This is a genomic window from Reyranella sp., assembly GCF_004297405.1.
Lineage (GTDB): Bacteria > Pseudomonadota > Alphaproteobacteria > Reyranellales > Reyranellaceae > Reyranella.
The window spans coordinates 519,343-544,188 of record NZ_SCVC01000006.1; the positions used below are offsets into that span (position 1 = coordinate 519,343).

The following is a 24,846-nucleotide window of genomic DNA, read 5'->3' on the forward strand; positions in this document are numbered from 1 at the left end:
GCAGGCATGTCCATCAACATCCTGATGCCCGCGCTGTCGCCGACCATGACCGAAGGCAAGCTCGCCAAATGGCATGTGAAGGTGGGTGACGAGGTCAAGTCCGGTCAGGTGATCTGCGAGATCGAGACCGACAAGGCGACCATGGAAGTCGAGGCGGTCGACGAAGGCAAGATCGGCCAGATAGTCATCGCCGAGGGCGCCGAAGGCGTGAAGGTGAATGCCGTCATCGCCATCCTGCTGGAGGAAGGCGAAACGGAAGTCGCCAAGGGCGCGGCGCCCGCTGCCGCGCCTGCCGCTGCAGCACCGGCAGCTCAGGCTCCCGCCGCAAAGCTCGCGGCTCCTGCGCCGGCCGCAGCCCCTGCAGCTGTGCCAGCGCCAGCGGCTGCTCCTGCTGCATCGAGTGGCGGCGCCCGCATCTTCGCTTCGCCGCTGGCAAAGCGCATTGCCGCGGAGAAGGGCCTCAATCTCGCAGGCATCAAGGGCTCCGGCCCGAACGGCCGTATCGTCAAGGCCGACGTCGAGAATGCCAAGCCAGGCGCTGCGCCGGCTGCCGCTCCCGCGCCGCGGCCTGCTACTGCGCCGGCACCTTCCGGTGGGCAACCCGTGTTCGTGGCGCCAGGCGACAGCCGCGTGCCACATACGTCGGTTCGCAAGGTCATCGCGCGGCGTATGCTCGAATCCAAGCAGACCGTGCCGCATTTCTATCTCACGGTCGAACTCGAGATCGACGCGCTGCTGGCGGCGCGCCAGGCCATCAATGCCGTCACGGAGAAGAAGGGCGCCAAGGTCTCGGTCAACGACATGGTGATCAAGGCCTGCGCCAAGGCGCTGCGCGATCATCCCGAGTGCAACGCCTCGTGGACTGAAGACGAGATGATCCAGTACGGCGCGGTCGATATCTCCGTCGCCGTCGCCACGGACCGCGGCCTGATCACGCCCATCGTGCGCAATGCCGATATGAAGGGCCTGGCGCAGATTGCGACCGAGATGAAAGACCTTGCTGCCCGCGCCAAGGTCGGCAAGCTCAAGCTCGACGAGTTCCAGGGTGGCGGCTTCACGATCTCCAACCTGGGCATGTTCGGGGTCAAGGACTTCGCCGCCATCATCAATCCACCTCAGGCAATGATCCTGGCTGTCGGGGCGGGCGAGGAGCGGGCGGTCGTGCGCAAGGGACAGGTCGCCGTGCGCAACATGATGAACTGCACCCTGGCGGTCGACCATCGCGTCGTCGATGGCGCCATGGGGGCGCAATTCCTGCAAACCCTGCGGAGCTACATCGAGCAGCCCGCCGCGATGCTGGCCTAGGAGCAGATCATGGCCGACACCAGCTTCGATATCATCGTCGTGGGCGGCGGACCGGGCGGCTATGTCGCCGCGATCCGCGCGGCCCAGCTCGGAATGAAGACGGCCGTCGTCGAGCGCGAGCACATGGGCGGCATCTGCCTCAACTGGGGCTGCATCCCGACCAAGGCACTGCTGCGGACCTCGGAGGTCTTCGGCCTGATCAAGCACGCCGATTCGTTCGGCCTCTCGGTCAAGGACGTGTCGTTCGATCCCAAGAAGATCGTCGAGCGCTCGCGCAAGGTCGCGAACCAGCTCAGCAACGGCGTCAAAGGCCTGATGAAGAAGAACAAGATCACGGTCTTCGACGGCACGGCCAAGCTCGCCGGCAGCGAGGGCGGGCAGCGCAAGCTCGCCGTCGCGATGAACGACAAGAGCAATGTGACGCTCACCGCCAAGAACGTGATTCTCGCGACCGGCGCGCGGGCGCGCCAGCTTCCAGGCCTCGAATCCGACGGCAAGCTGGTGTGGAGCTACAAGGAAGCGATGGTGCCGCCGGAGTTCCCGAAGTCGCTCCTGGTGATCGGCTCTGGCGCGATCGGCATCGAGTTCGCGAGCTTCTACCGCACCATGGACGCCGAGGTGACTGTGGCTGAGGTGATGGACCGTGTCCTGCCGGTCGAAGACGAAGAAGTGTCGGCCTTCGCCAAGCGGGCGTTCGAGAAGCAGGGCATGAAGATCCTGACCAGCGCCACCGTGTCGAACCTGAAGAAGGGCACCAACAACGTCACGGCTACGATCACCACGGGTGGCAAGAGCCAGGAGATCACCGTCGATCGCGTCATCAGCGCCGTCGGCATCGTGGGCAATGTCGAGAACCTGGACCTCGAAGGCACCAAGGTGAAGGTCGAGAAGACCCATATCGTGATCGACCAATGGGGCTTCACGGGCGAGCCGGGCGTCTACGCGATCGGCGACGTGGCCGGGCCGCCGTGGCTCGCGCACAAGGCGATGCACGAGGGTGTGCTGGTCGTCGAGAAGATCGCCGGTGTGAAGGGCGTACACCCGATGAAGACCGAGAACATCCCGGGCTGCACATACTGCCAGCCGCAGGTGGCGAGCATCGGGCTCACCGAGGCTGCGGCCAAGGCCAAGGGCCTGCAGCTCAAGATCGGCAAGTTTCCTTTCATCGGTAACGGCAAGGCGATCGCGCTGGGTGAACCCGAGGGTTTCATCAAGACGATCTTCGACGCCAAGACCGGCGAGCTTCTGGGGGCGCACATGATCGGCGCCGAGGTGACCGAGCTGATCCAGGGCTACAGTGTCGCCAAGACGCTGGAGACGACCGAGGCCGAGCTCATGGCGACGGTGTTCCCGCACCCCACGCTGTCGGAGATGATGCATGAGTCGGTACTGGCGGCCTACGGCCGGACGCTCCATATCTAGGCCGTCATGGACGGGACCCTCGACAAACTTTCGCTGAGCCGCGCCGAGCGCCACCCCGAGAAGGCGCACCGGCCGGACAATCCGATTCCGCGCAAGCCGGATTGGATCAGGGTGCGTGCACCGAATTCTCCGGAGTACGCTGAGACCAAGAAGCTGATGCGCCAGTACGGTCTTTCGACCGTCTGCGAAGAGGCCGCCTGCCCGAACATCGGCGAGTGCTGGAAGCAGAAGCACGCGACTTTCATGATCATGGGCGAGACCTGCACGCGGGCTTGCGCCTTCTGCAATGTCGCCACGGGCAAGCCGGGTGCACTGAATCCGCATGAACCCGCCAACGTCGCCGAGGCCGTCGGCAAGCTCGGCCTTGGCCATGTCGTGGTGACTTCGGTCGATCGCGACGATCTGGACGACGGCGGAGCAGGGCACTTTGCGGAAGTGATCACCGCCCTCCACAAGTCGGCACCCAACACCACGGTCGAGATCCTGACACCGGACTTCATGCGCAAACCCGGCGCCATCGAGACGGTCGTTGCGGCGCGGCCTGACGTCTTCAACCACAACCTCGAGACGGTGCCGCGGCTCTATCCGACGATCCGGCCGGGCGCCCGCTACTTCACCTCGCTGCGCCTTCTCGCGCGGGTGAAGGAGATCGATCCTTCGATGTTCACCAAGTCGGGCCTGATGGTCGGACTGGGAGAGACGCGCGAGGAGATCCTCCAGGTGATGGACGATCTGCGTGCCGCGGACGTCGATTTCCTGACGGTGGGCCAGTATCTGCAGCCAACGCCCAAGCATGCCGCCCTGGATCGTTTCTGGACGCCGGCCGAGTTCGACGAGCTCGCGAAGCTCGCCCGCGCCAAAGGGTTCCTGATGGTGTCGGCCTCGCCACTGACGCGCTCCAGCTATCATGCGGGCGACGATTTCGCGCGGCTGCGGGCGGCGCGTACGGCTCAGCTGGGACGCTGACCGGCCCTTGTCGACCCGTCACGCCGAACGCCGCGTCGTCGGCTACCCGCCGCATCAGCTCTATGAGCTGGTGGCCGACGTTGCACGTTACCCCGAGTTCCTGCCCTGGTGTCACGCCGCGCGTATCCGCCGCCAGGAGAGCCCGACGATCGAGATCGCCGAGCTGGCGATTGGCTTCGGTCCCTTCCATGAAAAGTTCGTGTCGCGGGTGGTGCGCACGCCGGACGATCCCGGTGGACCACGTATCGAGACGACCGGCATCGAGGGACCATTCCGGCTGCTGAAAAGCCGCTGGGTGTTCCAGCCACATGCCGAAGGCACGCTGATTGATTTCGAGCTGGAGTTCGATTTCCGCTCGCTGATCCTGCAGAAGACGGTGCAGCTCCTGTTCGCCGAGGCCGTACGCCGCATGGTCTCGGCCTTCGAGGCAAGAGCCAGGAAGCTCTACGGAAACGCCAGCGCGCTTCCGGTTAGCTAAGCCGTTTCTCTTCTCATTGTTCTCGAGGTCATGCGTTGCGGCCGGCGTGGACTCGGACGGAGCGGAACCGATGCGAGCGGCGGTTTCACTGCGAGCCGTTCGCTCACCGGCCGATCGTCCGATAGCAACACCTCCAGCCACCGCAATGATGGCAAATGCGCCGCGATTGTGCTGAGAAGAATCAAGAGTGGTACGGCCACGATGGCACCGACGGCTCCCCACATCCATCCGAGCAGCGCCACGCCTGCGAAGACGGCCACGGCGTTGAGTGCACAGCGCCTGCTGACCAAGGCAGGGGTAATAAGTTGTGATTCGATGAAGTGAATGACCGCCAAAGATAACGGCGCGGCTACCATGGACCCCCAATCCTCGTAAGTCAGGAGCGCGACAATGGCGACGATACCGATTGCGACGGGTGGGCCGATGAAGGGTATGAACGAGGCAACCCCCATCAATACCCCCCACAACAGTGCATTGGGAAAGCCTAGCAGCATCAGTGCTGCCGTCGAAATCGCCGCAACAACGGAATAGATGACGACCAGCGCGAACAGGTAGTGGCCGACGCGCTCGTTGATGTCGCGCATGATCCGCGCCAGCCGCACGCGCGTGGAAAAGGTCGCGGCAATCCGCAGGATCTGCCGGCGATGATCGTTGCGATGGGCCAGCAACATGAACGCCAGCACGGCAGCGTATCCGACCTGCAGCAGAATTGCGGGCGTGGTCTTGGCAAGCTCGCTCAATAGGGATTGGTCGCGCACGACGACTTTTTCTGGCGGCTGCGGCGTGGTGGCAGGGCCGGTCGTCGCCTGCTCGACCCGTTCGGAGACTCGTTTCACGATCGCCAGCGATCTATGCAGTCCTTCGAGCTTGCGCTCCAAGTTATAGGCAAGGAAGGGGGCCTGCTCGGCCCAGCTCGTCACCGCCGGCGCCGCCACGACGAGCAAACCGGCCGTGACTATAGCCAACAGAGATACCGATGCCGCGGCCGCTCCCATGACCGGAACCCGCAGGCGCTCGAACGTGTTGGCGACCGGCGTCAAAATCAGGGCCAGCACGATCGCAGCGGCAGTTGGAATCAGGAAATCTCGCGCCAGCCACGCCACGACACCAACAGCGCATACCGCCAGCAGGATGAGCGGACGACGGATCGCCGATCCACCGCGCACATGGACGGTTGGCACGGGCAAATCTGATTGTTCGGACACCGAAGGCCTCTCTGATCGGCATCAACGTCGACACTCTCGATCGGTTGCTCCTGCTGGATCTTCCTTGAGGAACGAATGACCTGGGAGAACAACTTTTGCGCCATTGCGGCAACGCGGAGGCAGGGGGTGACGTTCAACCAGCAGTCCGCACGCGCGGACGATCACCAACAATCAAGGAGGTTCTCATGGCGGACGTCACTTCCATCACATCCGGTACACTGATCGCGGCCGAACGGGTCAACGGCACGAACGTCTACAACCCTGCTGGAGAAAAGCTCGGCAGCGTCGAGGACATCATGCTCGACAAAGTGAGCGGCCACGCGATCTACGCCATCATGTCGTTCGGCGGGTTTCTCGGCATGGGCGAGAAGCATCACCCGCTTCCCTGGTCCAGCCTGAAGTACGACACGAGCAAGGAAGGCTACGTCGTCGACCTCGACAAGAAGCAGCTGGAAGGCGCCCCGAGCTACGATGATCGCGATTTTCGGTGGACGCCGGATTACGGCCGCGAGGTCGATAAATACTACGGCGCACCGACCTACTGGACCTAAGAGAGTCCTCAAAGATTAGAGATTACATAGGGCCGGCCCCATCTGGGGCCGGCAGGGATAGCTGATTATGGAGGCAGCAGCGGAGCCGCTGCCTCCTCGTAGCCGACTACCGCACAGGAGTCGTGACGGTTGTCGTCGTAGTCGATGTCGGCGGCGTGTACGGGTCGCTATAGACGGTCGTCGTACGCTGGGTTGTCGGAGGAGGCGTGGGTCTTTCCACCGTCTCGCTCCGGAAAGAGCAACCCGCCGCCATAATGGCCGTGCCGAGCGCAAGGAACGTCGCAATCTTCATGATCGGTCTCCCTATTGAGTTAGGGATAAACGTTCCCGCTACATGCGCAGTTCCCACACGTCCATTTCTTATGTTGACCACCAAACCTTCCGCCCGGAAGGCATTGATGGCCTGGGACCAGTCAAATCGTTGCCATAGTGCAACGTGCGGCAGAGGAGTCCGTTGGCCGGCATATCCCGTTTCGGGCGCTGCCCAATCCTAGCCAACCATTGCAAATGGAGTAGCCAATGCCACGCCGCGCGCCAGCCGACGCAATCGCCTTGCTGAAGGCGGATCACCGGAAGGTCGAGGACCTCTTCGAGAAGTTTCAGCACGCCCGTGAAGAGGATCGCAAGATTGCCTTGGTACACGAGATTTGTACCGAGCTGACGATCCATACGACGATCGAGGAGGAAATCTTCTATCCAGCGTGCAAGGGCAAGATAAAGGACGAGGACCTTCTCGACGAAGGCTATGTCGAGCACGATGGTGCCAAGGTTTTGGTCGCCGAACTGCTCGATGGCTCACCGTCCGATGAGTTCTACGATGCCAAGGTCACGGTGCTGTCGGAGATGATCAAGCATCACGTCAAGGAGGAGGAAAAGCGCTCTGAAGGTATGTTTGCTCAGGCGCGGGAAGCGGGCCTCGACATGAGCGCTCTATGCGAAAAACTGATGGCGCGTAAGGAGGAGCTGAAGGCCAAGTTCGAGAACGGGGCGAAGCTGCCGCCGCCGCAAACCCGCACCTATACCGGCCACAAGCTGGAACAGAGTCATCCGGTCCAGGCTGCTGCCTAGCCTTCGACCAGCGACGCCAGCATCGTGAGTCCCGTAAGTACGGAGACACGGCGGATGCCATCGCGATCGCCGGGAAACACGTGACGTTCGCTGACCGGCTCCTGGCCCTGGCGAGCGGCACCGAAGTGCACGAGCCCGACGGGCTTCTCGGATGAGCCGCCACCGGGACCTGCGACACCGGTTACGGAGATGGCGAGTTGAGCATTGGAGCGGGCGAGGGCGCCTGCCGCCATGGCGCGTGCCACGGGATCGCTGACGGCGCCATGGCCTAGGATCGCATCCCAGGGCACGCCCAGCATCTCGCGCTTGGCTTCGTTGGAATAGGTGATGAAGGCGCGGTCCACGACATCGGAGGAGCCGGCGATTGCCGTCAGCGTCGCCGCGATCAATCCGCCCGTGCAGGACTCGGCCGTCACCACCTTGAGCCCGCGCTTGCGGCAGGCGAACAGGACGCGCTCCGCTGCATCCCTCATTTCATGATCGAACATGCGTGCCTCTAGCTCCTCGGGAGTTCGACGGTGGCGACCGCTTGGGCCGCAATGCCTTCGCGGCGGCCGGTGAAGCCAAGACCCTCGGTCGTCGTCGCCTTCACGCTCACCCGATCCTCGGCGATGCCGGCGATGTCCGCGATGCTGCGGGCCATCGCCGTGCGATGCGGGCCGACCTTGGGCGCTTCACAGACGATGGTGACGTCGAGATGGACGATGCGTCCTCCCCGTGCCGTGACCAACTCGACAGCGTGGCGGAGGAAGCGGTCCGAAGAGGCACCGCGCCATTGCGGATCGGAGGGGGGGAAATGCTTGCCGATATCGCCGGCGCCGATGGTTCCCAGCACCGCATCGGTCAGGGCGTGCAGCACTACGTCGGCATCGGAGTGACCGGCCAGCGCCTGGCTATGGGGGACGGCGATCCCTCCCAGCATGACGGCACTGCCGGCTGCGAAACCATGAACGTCAAAACCGAAGGCGGTGCGGGTCTCCATGGCGGCGGAGTGTAGATCATCTGCCGTCGTGATCTTGCGATTATCCTCGCTGCCCGCGACCATCACGACCTTGAGGCCCGCGCGCTCGGCCACAGCGGCATCGTCGGTGAGGGCCGTCGCTTCGGCTTCACCAAGGGACGCCGCGGCACGGTGTGCGGCCAGCAGCTTGGCGAAGTGGAACACCTGGGGTGTCTGGGCGCGCCAGAGGTCGCGACGTGGCACCGTCTCCACGACGGCGCCGCCGTCACCCACGCGCTTCAGCGTATCGGCGAGCGGCACCCCCAGAACGGCACCATCGATTCCCGGGGCTCCAACGGCCTCCAGGCAGGCAGCGATTTCGGCGGCGCGAACGAACGGCCGTGCAGCATCATGGATCGCTACCAGGTCGGGTGGGTCGGCTGCCAGGGCCTCCAGCCCTTGAAGGACGGATTGCTGCCGGCTGGCCCCGCCCGGCACGGGGGGTGGCAGATCGAGCCCCGTGGTGGCTTTGTCGTAGTGGGCATCGTCACCGGGGCTGATGACCACCCGCAGCCCGCTAACGCCAGGAACGTCTCGGAAGGCGAGCAGGGTCCAGCGGAGGACGGGCTGGCCGTCCAGGAGGGCATATTGCTTGGGCAGAGGGCCACCAAAGCGGCTTCCCCGGCCGGCAGCGACAATCAGGGCTACGCAGGTGGGCACGGACCTAAATAACACGGGCAGAGAGGTGTCCACGTCGAGACTTTCGCAGCCCTTGCGCCGGTCGGTGGGACCCGCTATTGCTCGCCCAATTATTGTGCACTGCACAAGATGCCTATAAACTGATCACTGGAATGAACAGCGCACCCCGTCTCCGACCTGTCGATATCGGCCCTGTCCGCATCGAAGACCCTGTCATCCTGGCCCCGATGTCGGGTGTCACCGACATGCCGTTCCGCCAGATGGTGAAGCGGGGCGGTGCCGGCCTGGTCGTTTCCGAAATGATCGCTTCGGCCGCCATGGTGCGGGAGAACCGCAAGACGCTCCTGATGGCCAAGAATTCCCCCGAGGAGTTCCCGATGTCGGTGCAGCTCGCCGGTTGCGAGCCCGAGGTGATGGCCGAAGCCGCCAAACTCAACGAGGACCGCGGCGCGGCCATCATCGACATCAACTTCGGCTGCCCGGTGAAGAAGGTCGTGAACGGCCATGCCGGTTCCTCGCTGATGCGCGACGAGGTGCATGCCGCCAAGATCCTCGAAGCCACCGTGAAGGCCGTAAAGCTGCCGGTGACGCTCAAGATGCGCACGGGCTGGGACTCGACCAACCGCAACGCGCCCAATCTCGCGCGCATTGCCGAGGAGTGCGGCATCAAGCTGCTGACCGTGCACGGACGCACGCGCTGCCAGTTCTACGACGGCCACGCGGACTGGGCTTTCATCCGCGAGGTGAAGGCCGTGACCAAGCTGCCGGTGATCGCCAATGGCGACATCAACACGCTCGACGATGTCGATCAGGCGCTCGATCAATCCGGCGCCGATGGAATCATGATCGGCCGTGGCGCTTACGGCCGCCCCTGGTTCCTGAACCAAGCAATTCACTACCTGCGCACGGGCGAACGCCTGTCCGATCCGACGCTCGCCGAGCAGTATGCGACTGTCCGGACGCACTACGAATCGATGCTGGAGCATTACGGGCCGGAAACCGGCGCGCGCATGGCCCGCAAGCATCTCGGCTGGTATTCCAAGGGGCTGCCGGCGTCGGCCGATTTCCGGGCGGCCGTGAACCGCGAACCCGATCCCGGCAAGGTGCGAACGATGCTGTCCGCCTTCTTCCTGCCAGCGCTCGAGCGGCAGGCTGCCTAGATGGCCTTGCATTCCCTGAAGCGATCGAATGGCGTGAGCGAGCAGTTTCCCTCGGCCATTCTCGATTCGTTGTCGGAGGCTGTGGTTGTCGTCGACCCGAGCGGTCACATTCACTACGCCAACCTCTCGGCCGAGCAATTCTTCGGTGTCGGCCGCGCCCGCCTGGTCGGCCATCCTCTGAGCGAGTTCGTTCCCGAAGACACGCCACTTTTTTCGTTGCTGGAGCAGGTAACGACTACCGGTGGGGCCGTCGCGGAAAACGGCGTGACGCTTGCCTCGCCGCGCATCGGCAGCCGCTTCTGCGCCCTGCGCCTTTCCCCGATCGTCGATGGTGATGGGCTGGTCGCGGTGTCGCTGGTCGAGCAGACCATCGCCCGTAACATCGACCGGCAGATGTCGCATCGCAGTGCCGCCCGATCGGTGAGCGCACTGGCGGCCATGCTGGCGCACGAGGTCAAGAACCCGCTCTCCGGCATCCGCGGCGCCGCCCAGCTCCTCGAACAGTCGGTTCCCGACTCCGAGCGCGAGCTGACGAGCCTGATCTGCGAGGAAACCGATCGCATCGTGGCGTTGGTCGACCGCATGGAGGCCTTCGCCGACGGCCGGCCGATCGAGCGGGGGCCGATCAATATCCATCAGGTGCTGAACCATGTTCGCCGGCTGTCACAGAACGGCTTCGGCAAGAACGTGCGCTTCGTCGAGACCTACGATCCATCGTTGCCGGACGTCCATGGTGACCGCGACCAGCTCATCCAGGTCTTCCTGAATCTGGTGAAGAACGCCTGCGAGGTGCCGGGTGACAACGACCGGGAAATCGAGCTCTCGACCGCCTTCAAGCATGGGCTGCGGCTTGCGGTGCCCGGCCAGCAGGCGAGGGTGAACCTGCCCCTAGTCGTTTCGGTCCGCGACAATGGCCGAGGCGTGTCCGATGAAATCCGTAGTCATCTGTTTGACGCTTTCGTGACCAACAAGCCGACAGGAACCGGCCTGGGTCTTGCATTGGTTGCCAAGATCATCAACGACCACGGCGGGGCCATCGAATTCGATAGCGAGCCCGGCCGCACAACGTTCAGAGTCATGTTGCCGCTGCAGCTCTCGTCCACCGTCTCCTCGAAGGTCGCGCCATGAGCGTGGCCTCCACAATTCTCGTTGCCGACGACGACCGTGCGATTCGGACCGTCCTGCATCAGGCGCTGGGCCGGCAGGGCCACACCGTGCGCAGCACGGGGGCGGCCGCCACGCTCTGGCAATGGGTCCAGGAAGGTGAGGGGCAGCTCGTCATCACCGACGTGGTAATGCCGGACGAAAACGGCCTCGACCTGGTGCCGCGTATCCGCAAGCTCCGGCCCGACCTCCGCATCATCGTCATGAGCGCGCAGTCGACCCTTCTCACGGCCGTGCGCGCGACTGAGCGCGGCGCTTTCGAATATCTGCCCAAGCCCTTCGACCTCAACGAGCTGATCTCGGTGGTCAACCGCGCGCTGTCTGCACCGGCGGCGTCGATGCCGCGCGCCGCAATGCCGCCGGAAGAAGGCGAGCGCCTGCCGCTGATCGGGCGGTCGCCTGCCATGCAGGAGATCTACCGCGCCCTGGCGCGCCTGATGTCGACCGACCTCACGGTGATGGTCACGGGCGAGTCCGGCGCCGGCAAGGAGCTGGTGGCGCGGGCGCTGCACGATTACGGCAAGCGCCGTAAAGGTCCGTTCGTCGCGCTGAACATGGCGGCTATCCCTCGTGAGCTGATCGAAAGCGAACTGTTCGGCCACGAGCGCGGCGCCTTCACCGGCGCGGTGCAGCGCTCCGCCGGTAAGTTCGAGCAGGCCGCCGGCGGTACGCTGTTCCTCGACGAGATCGGCGACATGCCGCCCGAGGCGCAAACGCGCCTGCTGCGCGTCCTGCAGGAAGGTGAATACATGACGGTCGGCGGTCGCACGCCGATCAAGGCCAACGTGCGCATCGTGGCTGCAACCCATCGCGACTTGCGCCGGCTGATCCAGCAGGGCCTGTTCCGCGAGGATCTGTTCTATCGCCTGAACGTCGTGCCGATCCGTCTGCCGCCGCTGCGCGAACGGATCGACGACATTCCCGAGCTTGCCAATCACTATCTGCAGGCAGCAACCGCCGACGGTTTGCCGACCAAGGTTCTGTCGCCTGAGGCAATGGCGCGGCTGAAACAGCATCGCTGGCCAGGCAATGTGCGTGAGCTGGTCAACTTGGTACGGCGCCTGTCGGCACTCTACTCCGAGGAAGTGATCGGCGTGGAGACAATCGAAACCGAACTCGCCGATGCCATGTCGGCGCTCGAACACAGCCCGGCTCCAGCCGATGTAGCGGCGGAGATTTCACTCGCCGACGCCGTCGATCGCCATCTGCAGAACCTGTTCGCCGCGCACGGCGACCGGTTGCCGCCGGATGGCATGTACGATCGTGTCATTTCCGAGGTCGAGCGTCCCTTGCTCTCGCTCGCGTTGGGGGCTACTCGGGGGAACCAGTTGCGTGCGGCCCGCCTCCTGGGGCTCAATCGCAACACGTTGCGTAAAAAAATTAAGGACCTCGACGTCCCCGTGGTTCGCACGCCGCAGGTTCGCCGAGGCGGGTGATTTGGTGGCAGCAGCGCTGAGCGGTTCACGCTTGAGCGATATGATGAACGCGGTACTTCGCGGCCTGTCCGGCCGCGGCGCCGCTGCGTCTTTGGCTGTTCTCGCGATTCTCGCAGGTGCCGTCACCTATGCATGGCTTGCCGGATTCGTGCCGGAAGCCTTCGTGACGCGCAGCTGGATGACCGGTCTCTTGGTCGCCGACCTCGTCATTGCTGTCGTGCTGGTTTCGGTGCTGGCGGTCCGCCTCACCCAGCTCTGGCTCGACCGCCGGCGAGGTGCGGCAGGTTCGCGCCTGCACATGCGTCTGGTGCTGGTCTGCAGCGTCTTCACCATTACGCCGACGCTGATCATGACTGTCATCCTGTCGATGCTGGTCATCAGCCTTACTGATTTCGTCGTGAAACCTTCGCAGGCCTCCTACGAGGCGGCGCGCACTATCGGCGAGCCGGTCCGCCGGGCGCGCGAGCAGGAGATCTTGAACGATATCGCAGCCATCGCCGGCCCACTGCAGGCTATGGGCATCGACGCCCTGCGCGACGGGCCAGCGACCAAGGTGCTGCTGCAAAGCCTGATCGAAGGCCGCCCCATCGCCGAAGTCACCCTACTCGACGCCGACAAGGGCGTGATTGCCAATGCCGTGGCGCCGGATGCCAAAGGCATGGCCAATCCGGTGCCACCGGCCCAGTTTCTCTGGCAGGCGGTGAATCAGGCGCGTCCCGTGCAGTTCGAATCGCCGAACGGCGCTTATTTCGTCATGCAGCTCTTCGTCGGGGAGCCGCTGTTCCTGGCGACGGGGCATGCCGTCGATCTGCGCGTCGTCGACTATATCAAGAGCATCGAATTCGCGGGCTCGTTCTATTCGCAGATCGAATCGGCGCTTCGACGTGGCCAACTCATCATCTTCGTAGTCTGCGGCACCATCGCCTTCCTGATGCTGCTGGCGGCGGTATGGCTCGCAATCCTGTTCGCGTCGCGCCTCACTCAGCCGATTGGTGGACTGATGGCGGCAGCCGAGCGCGTGCGTGGTGGCGATCTCAGCGTCCGCGTGGAGGAGGGGCCGCCCAACGATGAATTCGGCCAATTGGCGCGCTCCTTCAATCGCATGGCCAGCCAGATCGAAACGCAACGCGGCGAGCTGGTGCACGCCAATACCGAACTCGACACCAGGCGTCGCCTGACCGACGCCGTGCTCGCGGGTGTTTCGGCCGGCGTCCTCAGCGTCGATGGCGCCGGTATCGTCGTGCGCAGCAATCGTTCGGCGCTCGACCTGCTGGGCTTGCCGGAGGACGGCGTGCTTGGCCGGCCACTCACCGCCGTCATGCCGGAGCTGGTGTCGCTGGTCGCGCAGGCTGCGGAACGGCCGGAACGCATGACGCAAGGTCAGGTCGAGATCCTGCAGCGCGGCGCCCGCCAGATCCTGCTGGTCCGTATCAGCGCCGCGACCGGCGCGGGCTTCGTCGTGACCTTCGACGATGTGACAGACCTGATGTCGGCCCAGCGCATGGCCGCTTGGGGCGACGTGGCGCGCCGCATCGCACACGAGATCAAGAACCCGTTGACGCCGATCCAACTTTCGGCTGAACGGCTGAAGCGGCGTTACCTGAAGCAGATCAAGGACGATCCCGAGACCTTCTCGATCTGTACCGACACGATCATTCGTCAGGTTGGCGATATCGGCCGCATGGTCGACGAGTTTTCTTCCTTCGCACGCATGCCGCGGCCGACGGTGCTGCCCGAGGACGCCAAGGAACTCTGCCAGCAGGCGCTGTTCCTGCAGCGCAACGGCAATCCGACCATCCGCTACGCGTCGCGCCTGCCCGACCGGCCGGTGCCGCTGATTTGCGATCGTCGGCAAATTTCTCAGGTTCTGACCAATATCCTGAAGAATTCAGCCGAAGCGATCGAGGGCAGGGAGGCTGCACCAGGGCGCCAGTTGCCCCCAGGCGAAATCACGCTGGCCCTCAAGGACGACGGCACGACGGTGCGGATCGTCGTCGAGGACAATGGCAAGGGTTTGCCGCAGGAAGGACGTGAACGCCTCACCGAGCCTTATATGACAACGCGCAGCAAGGGCACCGGACTCGGCCTCGCGATCGTCAAGAAGATCATGGAAGACCATGGCGGCTTCCTGGCGCTCGAGGATCGCGAGGGTGGCGGTGCGCGCATCAGTCTGGTATTCCGACGTGACGCGAAGGAAATCGCGTCGGCTCGACCGCATGCGACAGCCGCTCAGTGAAGAGCCTAACAACGACCCGCCACGATAAATGCGGGCATGAAGTGACCTTGAAGTGACATGGGCCACGATATTCTGATCGTCGACGACGAACGCGACATCTGCACGCTGATCGCGGGCATTCTTGAAGACGAAGGCCATACCGCCCGCCGCGCCCACAACAGCACGGAAGCGATAGATGCGGTGCGCCAGCGCCGGCCAGCTCTGGTGATCCTCGATGTCTGGCTGCAGGGCAGCGAGCTCGACGGCCTGCAGCTTCTCGAAGTGATCCGCCGCGAAGATCCACCGGTGCCGGTGGTGATGATCAGCGGTCACGGCACGATCGACACGGCCGTATCGGCCATCAAGACCGGCGCCTACGACTTCGTCGAGAAGCCGTTCAAAGCCGACCGATTGCTGGTGGTCGTCGACCGCGCCATCGAGGCTGACAAGCTGCGGCGAGAGAACGCCACCTTGCGTCGCCGCGCCGGCGGCGAAGTGACTTTCGTCGGCTCCTCGAGCGATGCGGCCAACGTGCGCAACCAGATCGAGAAGGTGGCGTCGACCGGCAGCCGTGTACTGATCACAGGCGCCTCCGGCGCCGGCAAGGAGACGGTCGCGCGCTTGATCCACCAAGGCTCCAAGCGTGCCGAAGGGCCGTTCGTCGTGGTGAATTGCTCGGCCATGCCAGCGGAACGTCTGGAGATCGAGCTGTTCGGCACCGAAGGGGAAGCCGATAGCGAGACGTTGCGTGTCTCGGGCGCCTTCGAAATGGCGCATGGCGGCACGCTGCTCCTGAAGGAGGTCGCCGACCTGCCCGTGGCATTGCAGAGCCGGTTGGCGCGTGTGCTGCAGGAACAGTCCTTCGCGCGCGACGGAGGGAAGACCAAGGTCGAGGTCGACGTGCGCGTACTCGCCGCAACGGCGCATACGCTTCAGGACGAGATCGCGGCGGGTACTTTCCGCGAGGAGCTGTTCCATCGCTTGAACGTCGTGGGATTGCGCGTTCCGTCCCTCAGTGAGCGTCGTGAGGATATTCCCGAGATCGCGATCGACCTGCTGCAGCGCGTCGCCGATGCGACGGGCCTGCCGCCGCGCACCATCGGCGAGGACACGCTGGCTGCTCTGCAGGGACACGATTGGCGAGGCAACGTGCGGCAACTCCGCAATGTCATCGAACGGCTGCTGATCCTGGCGCCGACCGGTGGAGCGCCGATCCGCGCCGACATGCTGCCCAACGATGTGAGCGAGGATGCCCCCTCGGTGCTGCGCTGGGAGAAGGGTGGCGAAATCATGCAGTTGCCGCTGCGTGATGCGCGCGAGGTTTTCGAGCGCGAGTATCTGCTCGCCCAGGTGACTCGCTTCGGCGGCAACATTTCGCGGACCGCGACTTTCGTCGGCATGGAGCGCTCGGCGCTGCATCGCAAGCTGAAGTCGCTCGGCCTGCATGGCAGTTCGCCTGACGATCGTAACGGCGCCGAGCCGACGAACTGAGGATTCCCGGGGAGAGCGTTATGGCGCGTTATGCCTACGTCAATGGTCGCTACGTGGATCATCGCGAAGCGAGTGTTCATATCGAGGATCGCGGCTACCAGCTCGCCGACGGCGTCTACGAGGTCGTGGGCGTGCGCAGCGGCAAGCTGATCGACGAAGTGCCGCACATCGACCGGCTCGACCGTTCGTTACGTGAACTCCGGATCGGCTGGCCGGTATCGCGCACGACCTTGGGCTTCATCCTCCGCGAGTTGATGCGGCGCAACCGCTTGCACGACGGCCTGATCTACATGCAGGTGACGCGTGGTGTCGCCCGCCGAGACCATGCCTTCCCGACGGTGCCGGTGAAGCCGGCGCTGGTACTGACGACCAAGAACACAAAGCACATCGTCGCCGATCCTGGCCCCGGTGTCGCCGTGAAGAGCCAGCCCGACATTCGCTGGGGGCGCTGCGATATCAAGACCGTGGCCCTGTTGCCCAACGTGCTAGCAAAGCAGGCAGCGCGCGAGAGCGGCGCCTACGAAGCCTGGCTGGTCGATGGCAAAGGCTGTGTCACCGAGGGGGCATCGACTAATGCCTGGATCGTGACGGGCGAAGGCGAGCTGGTAACGCGGCAAACCGACAACGGCATCCTGGCCGGCATCACGCGGCACGCGCTGAAGTCGATTTGCAATTCATTGCAGCTCAAGCTCGTCGAGCGGCCTTTCACCCTGGCAGAGGCGAAGAAGGCAAAGGAGGCCTTCATCACCAGCGCCACTTCTTTCGTCACGCCAGTCGTGAAGATCGATGGCGATCCGGTAGGAGATGGCAAGGTGGGAGAGACAGCCCGTCGCCTGCGCGAAGAGTATGTCCGTTTCTCCGAGGCGGGTGAGGCGGTCACGTGAGCCTGTCCGCCGGCGCGAAGCCGCCGCGCGCCATCCTGTTCGACTGGGACAATACGTTGGTCAATACTTGGCCGACGATTGTTGAGTGCTATCACGACACGTTTGTCGCGCTGGGGCTAAAGCCGTGGACGGCGAGCGAGGTGCAAGACTTCGCACATGGCTCGCTGCGCGATCTTTTCCCCAGCCTGTTCGGACCTCGTGCCGGTGAAGCCGAGAAGGTCTTCTATGAGACCTTCTATCGGATTCACCTGGAGCGACTGCAGCCGCTGCCTGATGCAGAAGCACTGTTAGCGCATTGCCAGAGCCTCGGATGCTACATCGCGGTGGTCAGCAACAAGGTGGGGGACAATCTCAGGGCAGAGCTCGCTCATCTCGGGTGGCAGAAGTGGATAACTCGGGCGGTCGGAGCGAAGGACGCACGCCGCGACAAACCGGCCCCTGATCCGATTTTCATGGCTCTGGATGGCACGGGAATTGCGCCCGACGAGACTGTATGGATGGTCGGTGACACTCTGGCTGATCTGAAATGTGCCCATGCGGCGGGCTGTTTGCCGGTCCTGGTCGGTGGCGCGGAACAATTGTCCGCGGCACTGATGGAATATCCGCCGCGTCTGCGCGCGCGTAATTGTCATGAGCTGGTGGCATTGCTTTGAGAAAAGTGTCCCCTATATTCCTCGTAACTCGGTAGCGGGGAGAGACCCCGTACCTTTCTGAACCGGGCGCCCTTCGGCAGCCGGATGCCCAGCAAGAGGCCAAGAACATGAGCGAAAAGGCACAGAACGTTCAGGACGTCTTCCTGAACCACCTGCGGAAGAACAAGACCCCCGTCACGATCTTCCTCGTGAACGGCGTCAAACTGCAGGGTATCGTTACGTGGTTCGACAATTTCTCGGTGCTGCTGCGCCGTGACGGACACTCGCAGCTTGTCTACAAGCATGCGATTTCGACCATCATGCCGGTCACGCCGGTGCAGCTGTTCGACGGGGACAAAGCCGACGCAGCGGGCTGATTTGATCGACGACCTCGAGCAGAACGACCAACACAAGCGTACGCGCCAACCGACCGAGACCGCGCGACCGGCAACGGTTGCTGCGGTGCTCTGTCCGTTCGTCGCCGGACCGCGTAATGGCGGTGACGCGAGAGACAGCGACGCCAAGCTCGAGGAAGCGGTAGGTCTGGCCCGCGCCATCGACCTCGATGTACGTCTGGCCCAGACCGCACCGTTGCGCCGCATCACGCCTGCAACCCTCGTCGGCAAGGGCGTCGTCGAGCGTATCAAGGCTGCGGTCGAGGAGCAGGGTATTGGTCTGGTCGTCGTCGACGACAAGCTGACGCCGGTCCAGCAACGCAATCTTGAGAAGGCCTGGCAGGCCAAGGTGATCGACCGGACCGGTCTCATCTTGGAGATCTTCGGCGCCCGTGCCCGCACGCATGAAGGGCGCCTGCAAGTCGAACTTGCCGCGCTCGACTACCAGCGCGGCCGCCTCGTGCGGTCGTGGACCCACTTGGAACGCCAGCGCGGCGGCTTCGGCTTCCTTGGTGGTCCTGGTGAGTCGCAGATCGAGATCGATCGTCGTCTGATCGGCGAGCGCATCGTGCGCATCAAGCGTGACCTCGAAGGCGTGCGCAAAACGCGCGCCGTCAATCGCGCTGGTCGCAAGAAGGCACGCCTGCCGACGGTCGCCCTGGTCGGCTACACCAATGCCGGCAAGTCGACCCTGTTCAACCGCCTGTCCGGCGCCGGCGTCATGGCCAAGGATCTGCTGTTCGCCACGCTCGATCCCACCATGCGGTCGATCAAGCTGCCGAACGGCAGGGGCTGCGTGATCTCCGACACGGTCGGTTTCGTCTCAGACCTGCCAACCCATCTGGTTGCGGCCTTCCGTGCCACGCTGGAAGAGGTGATCGAGGCGGACCTGATCGTACATGTACGCGATATCGCCCATCCCGACAGCGAGCAGCAGCGCGCCGACGTCGAACAGGTGCTGCGCGACCTCGGCGCCTTCGATGAAGGGGCTGGGCGGCCGTTGATCGAGGCCCTGAACAAGATCGATGCGCTGTCGCTGGAAGTTCGTGGCATCCTGGAGAACAGGGCGGCGACCGGTGCGGAGCGAGCCCGTCAGTATCCAGTGTCGGCGCTGACCGGGGAGGGGATCGACCAGCTCCTGGAGGCCATCGGTGCCTTCCTGAGCCACGCTGGCGAAGCCCGCGAGGTTTCCGTGCCGCTGTCTGATGGTGCGACCATCGCCTGGCTCTACCGCCACGGCGAGGTCCGCAGCCGGCGGGACGAGGGCGACACGGCCTGGCTGACCGTGGCGCTGGACGAGGCCGCTTCTGCGCAGTTCGAGCGCCGCCAGGCGCGCTGACGGCCGCGTTGACACCCGGCAGGCGCGCTACCTATAAGCGCCCAACCCCGAGACAAAGGAAACCCCATGAAATTCAAGCCCTTGCACGATCGCCTGCTGCTGAAGCCGGTTGAAGCCGAGACCCGGACCAAGGCCGGCCTGATCATTCCGGATACCGCCCAGGAAAAGCCGATGCAGGGCAAGGTCGTGGCCGTCGGCAAGGGCCGCCGCCTCGAAGACGGCCGCCTGCAGGCGCTCGACGTCAAGGTCGGCGACACGGTTCTGTACGGCAAGTGGTCCGGCACCGAGGTGAAGCTCGGCGGCCAGGATCACGTGATCCTGAAGGAAGAGGATCTGTTCGGCGTCGTCGGCTGAACCGATGCTGACGGACGGCGATTCGCTTCGAGTCGCCGAACTTATTCGCGAGACGGCGGCAGCCGAGTTGCTGCCGCGGTTTCGCAATCTCGCCAAGAGCGACATCAGGCAGAAGCGCCCCGGTGACGTCGTGACTGTCGCCGACGAGGCGGCAGAGCAACGCTTGGCGACCGGTCTTGCCAAGATCCTGCCGGGTGTACCGGTGGTAGGCGAGGAGGCGGTCGAGAAGGATCCGAGCCTGCTCGACCTGATCGCGCGGGCGGGCGAGACCTGCTGGATTGTCGACCCGCTCGACGGCACTGCGAACTTCGCCGCGGGCAGGGACCGTTTCGCCGTCATCGTCTGCCTGGTGCACGACACCATGCCGATCTCCGGCTGGATACTCGACGTGCCGCGCAATCATCTGGCCGAAGCGCATCGCGACGGCGGCGTGATGCTCGACGGCGTTTCCGTAGCAGGAGGGACGCCCAACCGGCCGCTGGTCGGCTATGTCGGTTACAGGGTCATCAAGGAATTCGACCGCCAACTCCGCCAGGAGCAACGAGCCAAGCTCGGCCGGCTATCGACCTTGAGCTGCGCCGGCCTCGAATACATCGAACTCCTGTCGGGTCGTGCCGACTTCAATCTCTACCGGATGACCAAGCCCTGGGACCATGCCGCGGGCTCGTTGATGATGCGCGAGGCGGGCGGTGGCTCGGTTCAGTTCAACGGCTCGCCCTATGTGCCGACCCAGGGCCTGGCCGCCGGCCTGATCTCCTCGACGTCGAGTGAGGCGCTCGACGAGGCGAGGGCCCTATTAGAGGCCGTCCAGCTCCCGCTGCTGGCGCCAAAGCCCTAGGCTTTCGTTTTCGCTTCCTGCCAGAAGGCTTCCATTTCCTCGAGGCCGGCATCGGCCGGCTTGCGGCCTTGCTCGGCCAGGCGTTTCTCGATGTAGCGGAAGCGCTTCTCGAATTTGTCATTGGTCGCCCTAAGCGCCACTTCGGGATCGACCTTGCAGTGGCGCGCCAGGTTGGCGACGGCGAACAGCACGTCGCCCAGTTCGTCGGTCAGCCGGGCTTGATCGACCGTGCCGGCTTCGATTTCCGTGCGCAGTTCGCCCAGCTCTTCCTCGATCTTGTCGATGACAGGTCCGGTCGAGGCCCAGTCGAAGCCGACCCGGGCCGCCCGCTTCTGGATCTTCTCGGCGCGCATCAAGGCGGGAAGGGCGCGGGCAACCCCGTCTAGGGCTCCCTCAGGCTGACTGCCGTTCTGGGCGCCCTGCTGCTGCTTGGCGGCCCGCTCAGCTGCCTTGCGCGCCTCCCAGGAGATCGTCTGGGCGTCGGCGGTCTTGATGTCGAGATCGCCGAAGACGTGCGGATGACGGTCGACCATTTTGTCGGCGATGGCGGCCGCCACGTCGTCGAAGCCGAACGCTTTGGCCTCGCTAGCCATCTGGGCGTGGTAGACCACCTGCAGCAGCAGGTCGCCGAGTTCCTCCTTGAGCGCTGGCATATCCTCGCGCTCGATGGCGTCGGCGACCTCGTAGGCTTCCTCGATCGTGTACGGCACGATGGTCTGGAAGGTCTGCTCGACGTCCCAGGGGCAGCCATGCTCACGGTCACGCAGCCAAGCCATCACCGCCAGCAGGCGCTGGAGCGGTTCTTTGGGGAGCCGGTCGGCGGTGGGGCGTCCGGTGGACATACGTTTTGATCTCAAGTCCAATTATCGTATAATATATAATCGGACCAATCACTTAGCGCACGCAATTTGTAGTGGATTGACAGTGGCCACTGACTTCACTGTGAGATCAGAACGCAATTCCCCGGAGCTTCAAATCCTTCTTCAGTTGGTAGCCCTTGGCGCGAGCAGAGCATAGCTTCAGGTAGGCGGCAAAGCGCCGGTCGTGGGGCGTCCCCGGCCTATCCAGCATGAGTATAGCATCCGCGATGTCGGCCCGTATGCCCACGAGGAGCTTCCTGAGGTCAGCCAGAGGCACGCAGACATCGACTTCCATCCTGACGGGTCGTCCGTAGAGGGTCTTGTCAGATTCGGCTATGGGGGGCTCGGCAGGGGCTTCCTTGCCTTCCCCGCGCCGGTTGATAGAAAATTGCGCGTGGCGTCGGGCCAATGCTTCCTCCACTTCGGCGGTGTTCGTTACTACGTCCGGCATGATGCCTCCTTGAACCAGTTGTTAATCCGGGTGGTCAGGGCCTCGATGTCGAGCTTGGCCAAGACCTCGATTTGCTTTCCGCTCCGCAACACTCCGGCGCTGTTGGCCTTCGGGTTGTTGGGGGAGGCTTCGATCAGCTCAATCAGCTTCTCTGGGGTCAGTACGCGCTCAGTCATCTACTGGGCCTTGGGGTGGGGGTGATTCACTTCGTATCCTGAGGCTGCTTCACGTGCTCAGCGGCGCTATTCATCGCCCACGAACGACACGAGACGATCAGCAATCCGTCGCTCTACGTCCCAAACCGCGCCGTCGCCATCGCCGTATTCGTCGATCAACTTCCGACGCTTACGCAGCAACCCGCGCAGGCTGTCCTCGAACGGATTGCCCGGGTCCAGGTCGCTTTCGACCGTCGCCGCTTGCGCGGGCGCTCCGGCAGTCGACTTGCGCGCCTTCTCAATAGGAAACCGTTCTACACTGTCGTCGCCCATTGCAATCACTCCTGCTGATTATTCGTCACGTGCAATAGTCTGATGATGCGAAGCCACTCCCCCTCTCTCCTTGGAGAGAGTGAGGGCGCGTAACTGAGTTCTCCACCAGTACGGGCGTCGATCGCCTTCAGGCCACATGAACTCCGGTATACCGGGCGGCGATTCACCCAGCGCCCACGCAATGGCGCGTTCCAGTTGATGGATGCGCCGCCGGGCCTTCGCGTGCTTGCGCTGCTCCGCCTTGAGCGCGGGCTTCACGCTGGCAAGCTCGGTCAACGCCTCCCGCAGCCCGGCCGAAGGGGCGGCGCGGCTCTCGGCGTTGGCGACGGCCGCGCGTGCCCGCACTAGCGCAGGGTCGCCCTTTTCCATGACATCGACGGGATCGCACGTGCCGCCGAGATCGAGAATTCGGTTCCTACCAAGCTCGAGAAGGCTGACATAGGCGCGGGACAGCGCCTTGAGTTCGTCGACCAGATCAGTCGGCTCCAGCTTCGGTGCTGTGGTCATGGCTATCGCACCCTCGTGACAAGTGTTCCTGCTTGCTCGGCAATGCGGCACATAGAGGCCGTTCCCTTTCCGCCAGGAAACGCGGCAACCTCATGAGGCTTGAAGTCGTCGTGCATGCGCTGGTTGCGGCGCGGACCCGCCCCGGGCCAGGGGCCGTCCAGATTGTGGTCGACCGCGTAGCGTTTGAACGGCACCCCCATGCTCAGCGCCCACTCCTCGACCAAGGTGTCGATGCCGGGAGCGCCGCCTGCTGCAAGCCGCAAGTCCAAGCCGTGTTTCTCCAGATAGGCGCCCAAAACGCGGTCAACGGGGCCGCTGTTCACGGAGAGCCGACTTCCCGTGGCTAATACGCGATACCCCTCTCGCGCGCGACGCGCAGCTATTCCGGCGTCGAACCGGGCCATCGCCTTCCGCACACCTGGGCTCCAATGCTGGTCACAATGAGAGAACCCGCTGTCGCCAGGGCCGAACGAGCCACCGCACTGGCTGCAGTAGGTTTCTGCAAACTTCGGAGTATCGCTCATCGTCCTTCCTTCTTGGGCTTGGGCGGTGGTGGGGGTGACTTCGTATCGAGTTGAGACTCACGTGCCTTCATGGCCCACTCTCGTCTCAATCGATCGACGTAGTTCCAGGTGCAGTGCCCGAAGCGCTTCTGCGCCTCACCCCAAACCTTCATTGCGTCGACCCCGTCATTTAATCGGCCGAATACGAACTCTCGGCGGCTACTACCCATCTGTGAGTTCCTTGGTGGTGGTGTTCGCTTCGCCTACTGAGGTCGCTTCACGTGCCATCAGGCATGGCTCTTCGTGGTGCCGGTAACCGCCGATGATCCTTTTGAAGGCTGACATCACCTTGATGCGCAGGCCGCCTTTGCCGAACTCCTTGCCATCCGGATCGCGCCAGCGCCGCGTGTAGAAGACCCGCGTTGGGTATTTGCCGGGGCGGAAGACACCGACGACCGTCAGAATCTGAGAGCCCATGCCCTCGTATTCTTCGACGGTGTAGTGATACTCGCCGTGTCCGCGAAGCTCCGGCCGAACGCCGGGCCGCCACGACATGATTTCGATGCTGTACGGCCCCTCAGGATCATCGCCGGGCTTGGATGCCATTTCCCAGCAGAACGGATGCGGCACCACGAATACAGCGCCAGCCACCACAGGCGGGAGCAATGACATAGTCACATGCGTATCGTCGCGAGGCGTTAGCGTGCTATCCCTCATGCATCCCTCCTGACTGCACCGCCGCCAATCTTGGCCTTGAATGGACCGTTGCGGCTGCATGCGAATGTGGAGCGGCGCTTGGCAAACCCAAAGTGCTTGGCCTCGCGCCGCTTCGACTTCGCTATGGCCTTCACGTCCTTGGCGGTCTTGCCGTTCTCGCCTCGATGACAGCAGTGACCCAAAAGCTTGCCATCCTCGATGGTCAGCGGCTTGGACTTGTCGACAACCAGGGCCTCGGCCACGACGTGATCGATCTCCCACTTCTTGAAGGTCACGTTGAGGCTGCACCCTTCGCAGAGGATGCGATTGTCTTCGGTCGTGGCGCGCTTGATGATGTCAAAGCGCTGCTTTGGGGTGAACTCGCGGCGCTTCATGTGCCCAGCTTTCCAAAGGTGACGCCGTTCTGATCGCCAAACGCCATCACCCAATCGAGAAGGGCGCGCATCTGGGCTACGTTCAGGTCCGACGTGTGTTCGTAGATGATGTCAAAGCCATTGCCGTCGAGGGCTGGTATCAGGCTTGGGGCCTCACCAGTCTCGCGCAGCCACGCCGCCGTGCACAGGCGCTTCCAGGTCACGACGCTGAAACGCTGGCCCTTCCACTCGACCTGCTTTGAGATGTCCGTCAGGGCGTCGTGTAGAAGGGCGTTCTGGTCCTTGCTGCGGTTGGGCGGCCGCACGACACAGACATAGCCGTCCGGGGCCGTCTTGACGGCGCGCATTGCGCCCTCTCGGGCTCGGGTGTGCACCAGCCGGAATGTCTGTTCGTCGGTCATGGC

29 protein-coding genes are annotated in these 24,846 nt (G+C 63.8%); 17 read left to right on the forward strand and 12 right to left on the reverse strand.

The window, feature by feature from the left end; genetic code table 11:
• Positions 1–6: 6 nt before the first annotated feature.
• Genes EPO50_RS04665 through EPO50_RS04680 form a run of 4 tightly spaced genes read left to right on the forward strand, consistent with a single transcriptional unit; the run spans position 7 to position 4,171 of the window.
• The gene (locus EPO50_RS04665; protein WP_296341484.1) at positions 7–1,305 is read left to right on the forward strand and encodes a pyruvate dehydrogenase complex dihydrolipoamide acetyltransferase; all 1,299 of its coding nucleotides are present in this window, start codon (positions 7–9) and stop codon (positions 1,303–1,305) included.
• A gap of 9 nt (positions 1,306–1,314) precedes the next feature.
• Positions 1,315–2,727 carry a dihydrolipoyl dehydrogenase gene (gene lpdA, locus EPO50_RS04670; RefSeq protein ID WP_296341485.1) on the forward strand — a complete coding sequence of 471 codons (1,413 nt, stop codon included), beginning with the start codon at positions 1,315–1,317 and terminating at the stop codon, positions 2,725–2,727.
• 6 nt (positions 2,728–2,733) lie between these two features.
• Positions 2,734–3,693, forward strand: coding sequence for a lipoyl synthase (gene lipA, locus EPO50_RS04675; protein WP_296341486.1), 960 nt, complete (start codon positions 2,734–2,736; stop codon positions 3,691–3,693).
• A gap of 7 nt (positions 3,694–3,700) precedes the next feature.
• A complete protein-coding gene (locus EPO50_RS04680) occupies positions 3,701–4,171 on the forward strand; it encodes a type II toxin-antitoxin system RatA family toxin (RefSeq protein ID WP_296341487.1) in 471 nt (156 codons plus the stop codon).
• On the opposite strand, the gene EPO50_RS04685 is transcribed toward EPO50_RS04680, so the two are convergent.
• Positions 4,168–5,376 (reverse strand): AI-2E family transporter, encoded by a 1,209-nt coding sequence (locus EPO50_RS04685; protein ID WP_367268025.1) that lies wholly within the window; start codon positions 5,374–5,376, stop codon positions 4,168–4,170. The genes EPO50_RS04680 and EPO50_RS04685 overlap by 4 nt on opposite strands.
• 185 nt (positions 5,377–5,561) lie before the next feature.
• Between EPO50_RS04685 and EPO50_RS04690 the strand changes: the two genes are divergently transcribed.
• Positions 5,562–5,927, forward strand: a complete 366-nt coding sequence (locus EPO50_RS04690) for a PRC-barrel domain-containing protein (protein WP_296341489.1) — start codon at positions 5,562–5,564, stop codon at positions 5,925–5,927.
• A gap of 519 nt (positions 5,928–6,446) precedes the next feature.
• Positions 6,447–6,995, forward strand: coding sequence for a hemerythrin domain-containing protein (locus tag EPO50_RS04695; protein WP_296341490.1), 549 nt, complete (start codon positions 6,447–6,449; stop codon positions 6,993–6,995).
• On the opposite strand, the gene EPO50_RS04700 is transcribed toward EPO50_RS04695, so the two are convergent.
• Both EPO50_RS04700 and EPO50_RS04705 read right to left on the reverse strand, forming a co-directional pair.
• Entirely contained in the window at positions 6,992–7,483 is a 492-nt protein-coding gene (locus tag EPO50_RS04700; RefSeq protein WP_296341491.1) for a CinA family protein, read from the reverse strand. The genes EPO50_RS04695 and EPO50_RS04700 overlap by 4 nt on opposite strands.
• A gap of 8 nt (positions 7,484–7,491) precedes the next feature.
• The gene (locus EPO50_RS04705; protein ID WP_296341492.1) at positions 7,492–8,655 is read right to left on the reverse strand and encodes a bifunctional 2-C-methyl-D-erythritol 4-phosphate cytidylyltransferase/2-C-methyl-D-erythritol 2,4-cyclodiphosphate synthase; all 1,164 of its coding nucleotides are present in this window, start codon (positions 8,653–8,655) and stop codon (positions 7,492–7,494) included.
• Between the two features lie 131 nt (positions 8,656–8,786).
• Between EPO50_RS04705 and dusB the strand changes: the two genes are divergently transcribed.
• The 11 genes from dusB (at position 8,787) to EPO50_RS04760 (ending at position 20,542) form a co-directional block, all read left to right on the forward strand.
• Positions 8,787–9,794, forward strand: coding sequence for a tRNA dihydrouridine synthase DusB (gene dusB, locus EPO50_RS04710; protein ID WP_296341493.1), 1,008 nt, complete (start codon positions 8,787–8,789; stop codon positions 9,792–9,794).
• Positions 9,795–10,922, forward strand: a complete 1,128-nt coding sequence (locus EPO50_RS04715; protein ID WP_296341494.1) for an ATP-binding protein — start codon at positions 9,795–9,797, stop codon at positions 10,920–10,922.
• Complete coding sequence (gene ntrC / locus EPO50_RS04720) at positions 10,919–12,394, forward strand: nitrogen regulation protein NR(I) (protein WP_296341495.1); 1,476 nt, start codon at positions 10,919–10,921, stop codon at positions 12,392–12,394. Before EPO50_RS04715 ends, ntrC begins: the two co-directional genes overlap by 4 nt.
• 43 nt (positions 12,395–12,437) lie before the next feature.
• Positions 12,438–14,630: an ATP-binding protein gene (locus EPO50_RS04725; RefSeq protein ID WP_296341496.1), complete on the forward strand. Its 2,193-nt coding sequence runs from the start codon at positions 12,438–12,440 to the stop codon at positions 14,628–14,630.
• Positions 14,631–14,687: 57 nt separating this feature from the next.
• A complete protein-coding gene (locus tag EPO50_RS04730; RefSeq protein ID WP_296341497.1) occupies positions 14,688–16,100 on the forward strand; it encodes a sigma-54 dependent transcriptional regulator in 1,413 nt (470 codons plus the stop codon).
• Positions 16,101–16,120: 20 nt separating this feature from the next.
• Positions 16,121–16,984 carry a D-amino-acid transaminase gene (locus EPO50_RS04735; protein ID WP_296341498.1) on the forward strand — a complete coding sequence of 288 codons (864 nt, stop codon included), beginning with the start codon at positions 16,121–16,123 and terminating at the stop codon, positions 16,982–16,984.
• Positions 16,981–17,637, forward strand: coding sequence for an HAD family hydrolase (locus tag EPO50_RS04740; RefSeq protein ID WP_296341499.1), 657 nt, complete (start codon positions 16,981–16,983; stop codon positions 17,635–17,637). The genes EPO50_RS04735 and EPO50_RS04740 overlap by 4 nt, the downstream gene beginning before the upstream one ends.
• A gap of 107 nt (positions 17,638–17,744) precedes the next feature.
• On the forward strand, positions 17,745–17,993 hold the full coding sequence (gene hfq / locus EPO50_RS04745; protein WP_020696000.1) for an RNA chaperone Hfq: 249 nt from the start codon (positions 17,745–17,747) through the stop codon (positions 17,991–17,993).
• 85 nt (positions 17,994–18,078) lie between these two features.
• Positions 18,079–19,350: a GTPase HflX gene (gene hflX / locus EPO50_RS04750; protein WP_296342333.1), complete on the forward strand. Its 1,272-nt coding sequence runs from the start codon at positions 18,079–18,081 to the stop codon at positions 19,348–19,350.
• 66 nt (positions 19,351–19,416) lie between these two features.
• A complete protein-coding gene (locus EPO50_RS04755) occupies positions 19,417–19,704 on the forward strand; it encodes a co-chaperone GroES (RefSeq protein WP_296341502.1) in 288 nt (95 codons plus the stop codon).
• Between the two features lie 4 nt (positions 19,705–19,708).
• Positions 19,709–20,542, forward strand: a complete 834-nt coding sequence (locus EPO50_RS04760) for an inositol monophosphatase (protein ID WP_296341505.1) — start codon at positions 19,709–19,711, stop codon at positions 20,540–20,542.
• Here the strand turns inward: EPO50_RS04760 and mazG are convergent.
• The 9 genes from mazG to EPO50_RS04805 all read right to left on the reverse strand — a co-directional run bounded on the left by mazG (position 20,539) and on the right by EPO50_RS04805 (position 24,843).
• Entirely contained in the window at positions 20,539–21,384 is an 846-nt protein-coding gene (mazG, locus tag EPO50_RS04765; protein ID WP_296341507.1) for a nucleoside triphosphate pyrophosphohydrolase, read from the reverse strand. The two genes, EPO50_RS04760 and mazG, sit on opposite strands and share 4 nt — an antisense overlap.
• A 106-nt stretch (positions 21,385–21,490) precedes the next feature.
• Positions 21,491–21,853 carry a hypothetical protein gene (locus EPO50_RS04770; protein WP_296341509.1) on the reverse strand — a complete coding sequence of 121 codons (363 nt, stop codon included), beginning with the start codon at positions 21,851–21,853 and terminating at the stop codon, positions 21,491–21,493.
• A complete protein-coding gene (locus EPO50_RS04775) occupies positions 21,841–22,029 on the reverse strand; it encodes a hypothetical protein (protein WP_296341511.1) in 189 nt (62 codons plus the stop codon). The genes EPO50_RS04770 and EPO50_RS04775 overlap by 13 nt, the downstream gene beginning before the upstream one ends.
• 66 nt (positions 22,030–22,095) lie before the next feature.
• Positions 22,096–22,341 (reverse strand): hypothetical protein, encoded by a 246-nt coding sequence (locus EPO50_RS04780; protein WP_296341513.1) that lies wholly within the window; start codon positions 22,339–22,341, stop codon positions 22,096–22,098.
• Positions 22,342–22,359: 18 nt separating this feature from the next.
• The gene (locus EPO50_RS04785; protein ID WP_296341516.1) at positions 22,360–22,848 is read right to left on the reverse strand and encodes a hypothetical protein; all 489 of its coding nucleotides are present in this window, start codon (positions 22,846–22,848) and stop codon (positions 22,360–22,362) included.
• Between the two features lie 2 nt (positions 22,849–22,850).
• Positions 22,851–23,372: an SLOG family protein gene (locus EPO50_RS04790; RefSeq protein ID WP_296341518.1), complete on the reverse strand. Its 522-nt coding sequence runs from the start codon at positions 23,370–23,372 to the stop codon at positions 22,851–22,853.
• Positions 23,373–23,573: 201 nt separating this feature from the next.
• Positions 23,574–24,023, reverse strand: coding sequence for a hypothetical protein (locus EPO50_RS04795; protein WP_296341520.1), 450 nt, complete (start codon positions 24,021–24,023; stop codon positions 23,574–23,576).
• Positions 24,024–24,064: 41 nt separating this feature from the next.
• Entirely contained in the window at positions 24,065–24,442 is a 378-nt protein-coding gene (locus EPO50_RS04800; RefSeq protein WP_296341522.1) for a hypothetical protein, read from the reverse strand.
• Positions 24,439–24,843, reverse strand: a complete 405-nt coding sequence (locus EPO50_RS04805) for a recombination protein NinB (protein WP_296341524.1) — start codon at positions 24,841–24,843, stop codon at positions 24,439–24,441. The genes EPO50_RS04800 and EPO50_RS04805 overlap by 4 nt, the downstream gene beginning before the upstream one ends.
• Between the last annotated feature and the right edge of the window lie 3 nt (positions 24,844–24,846).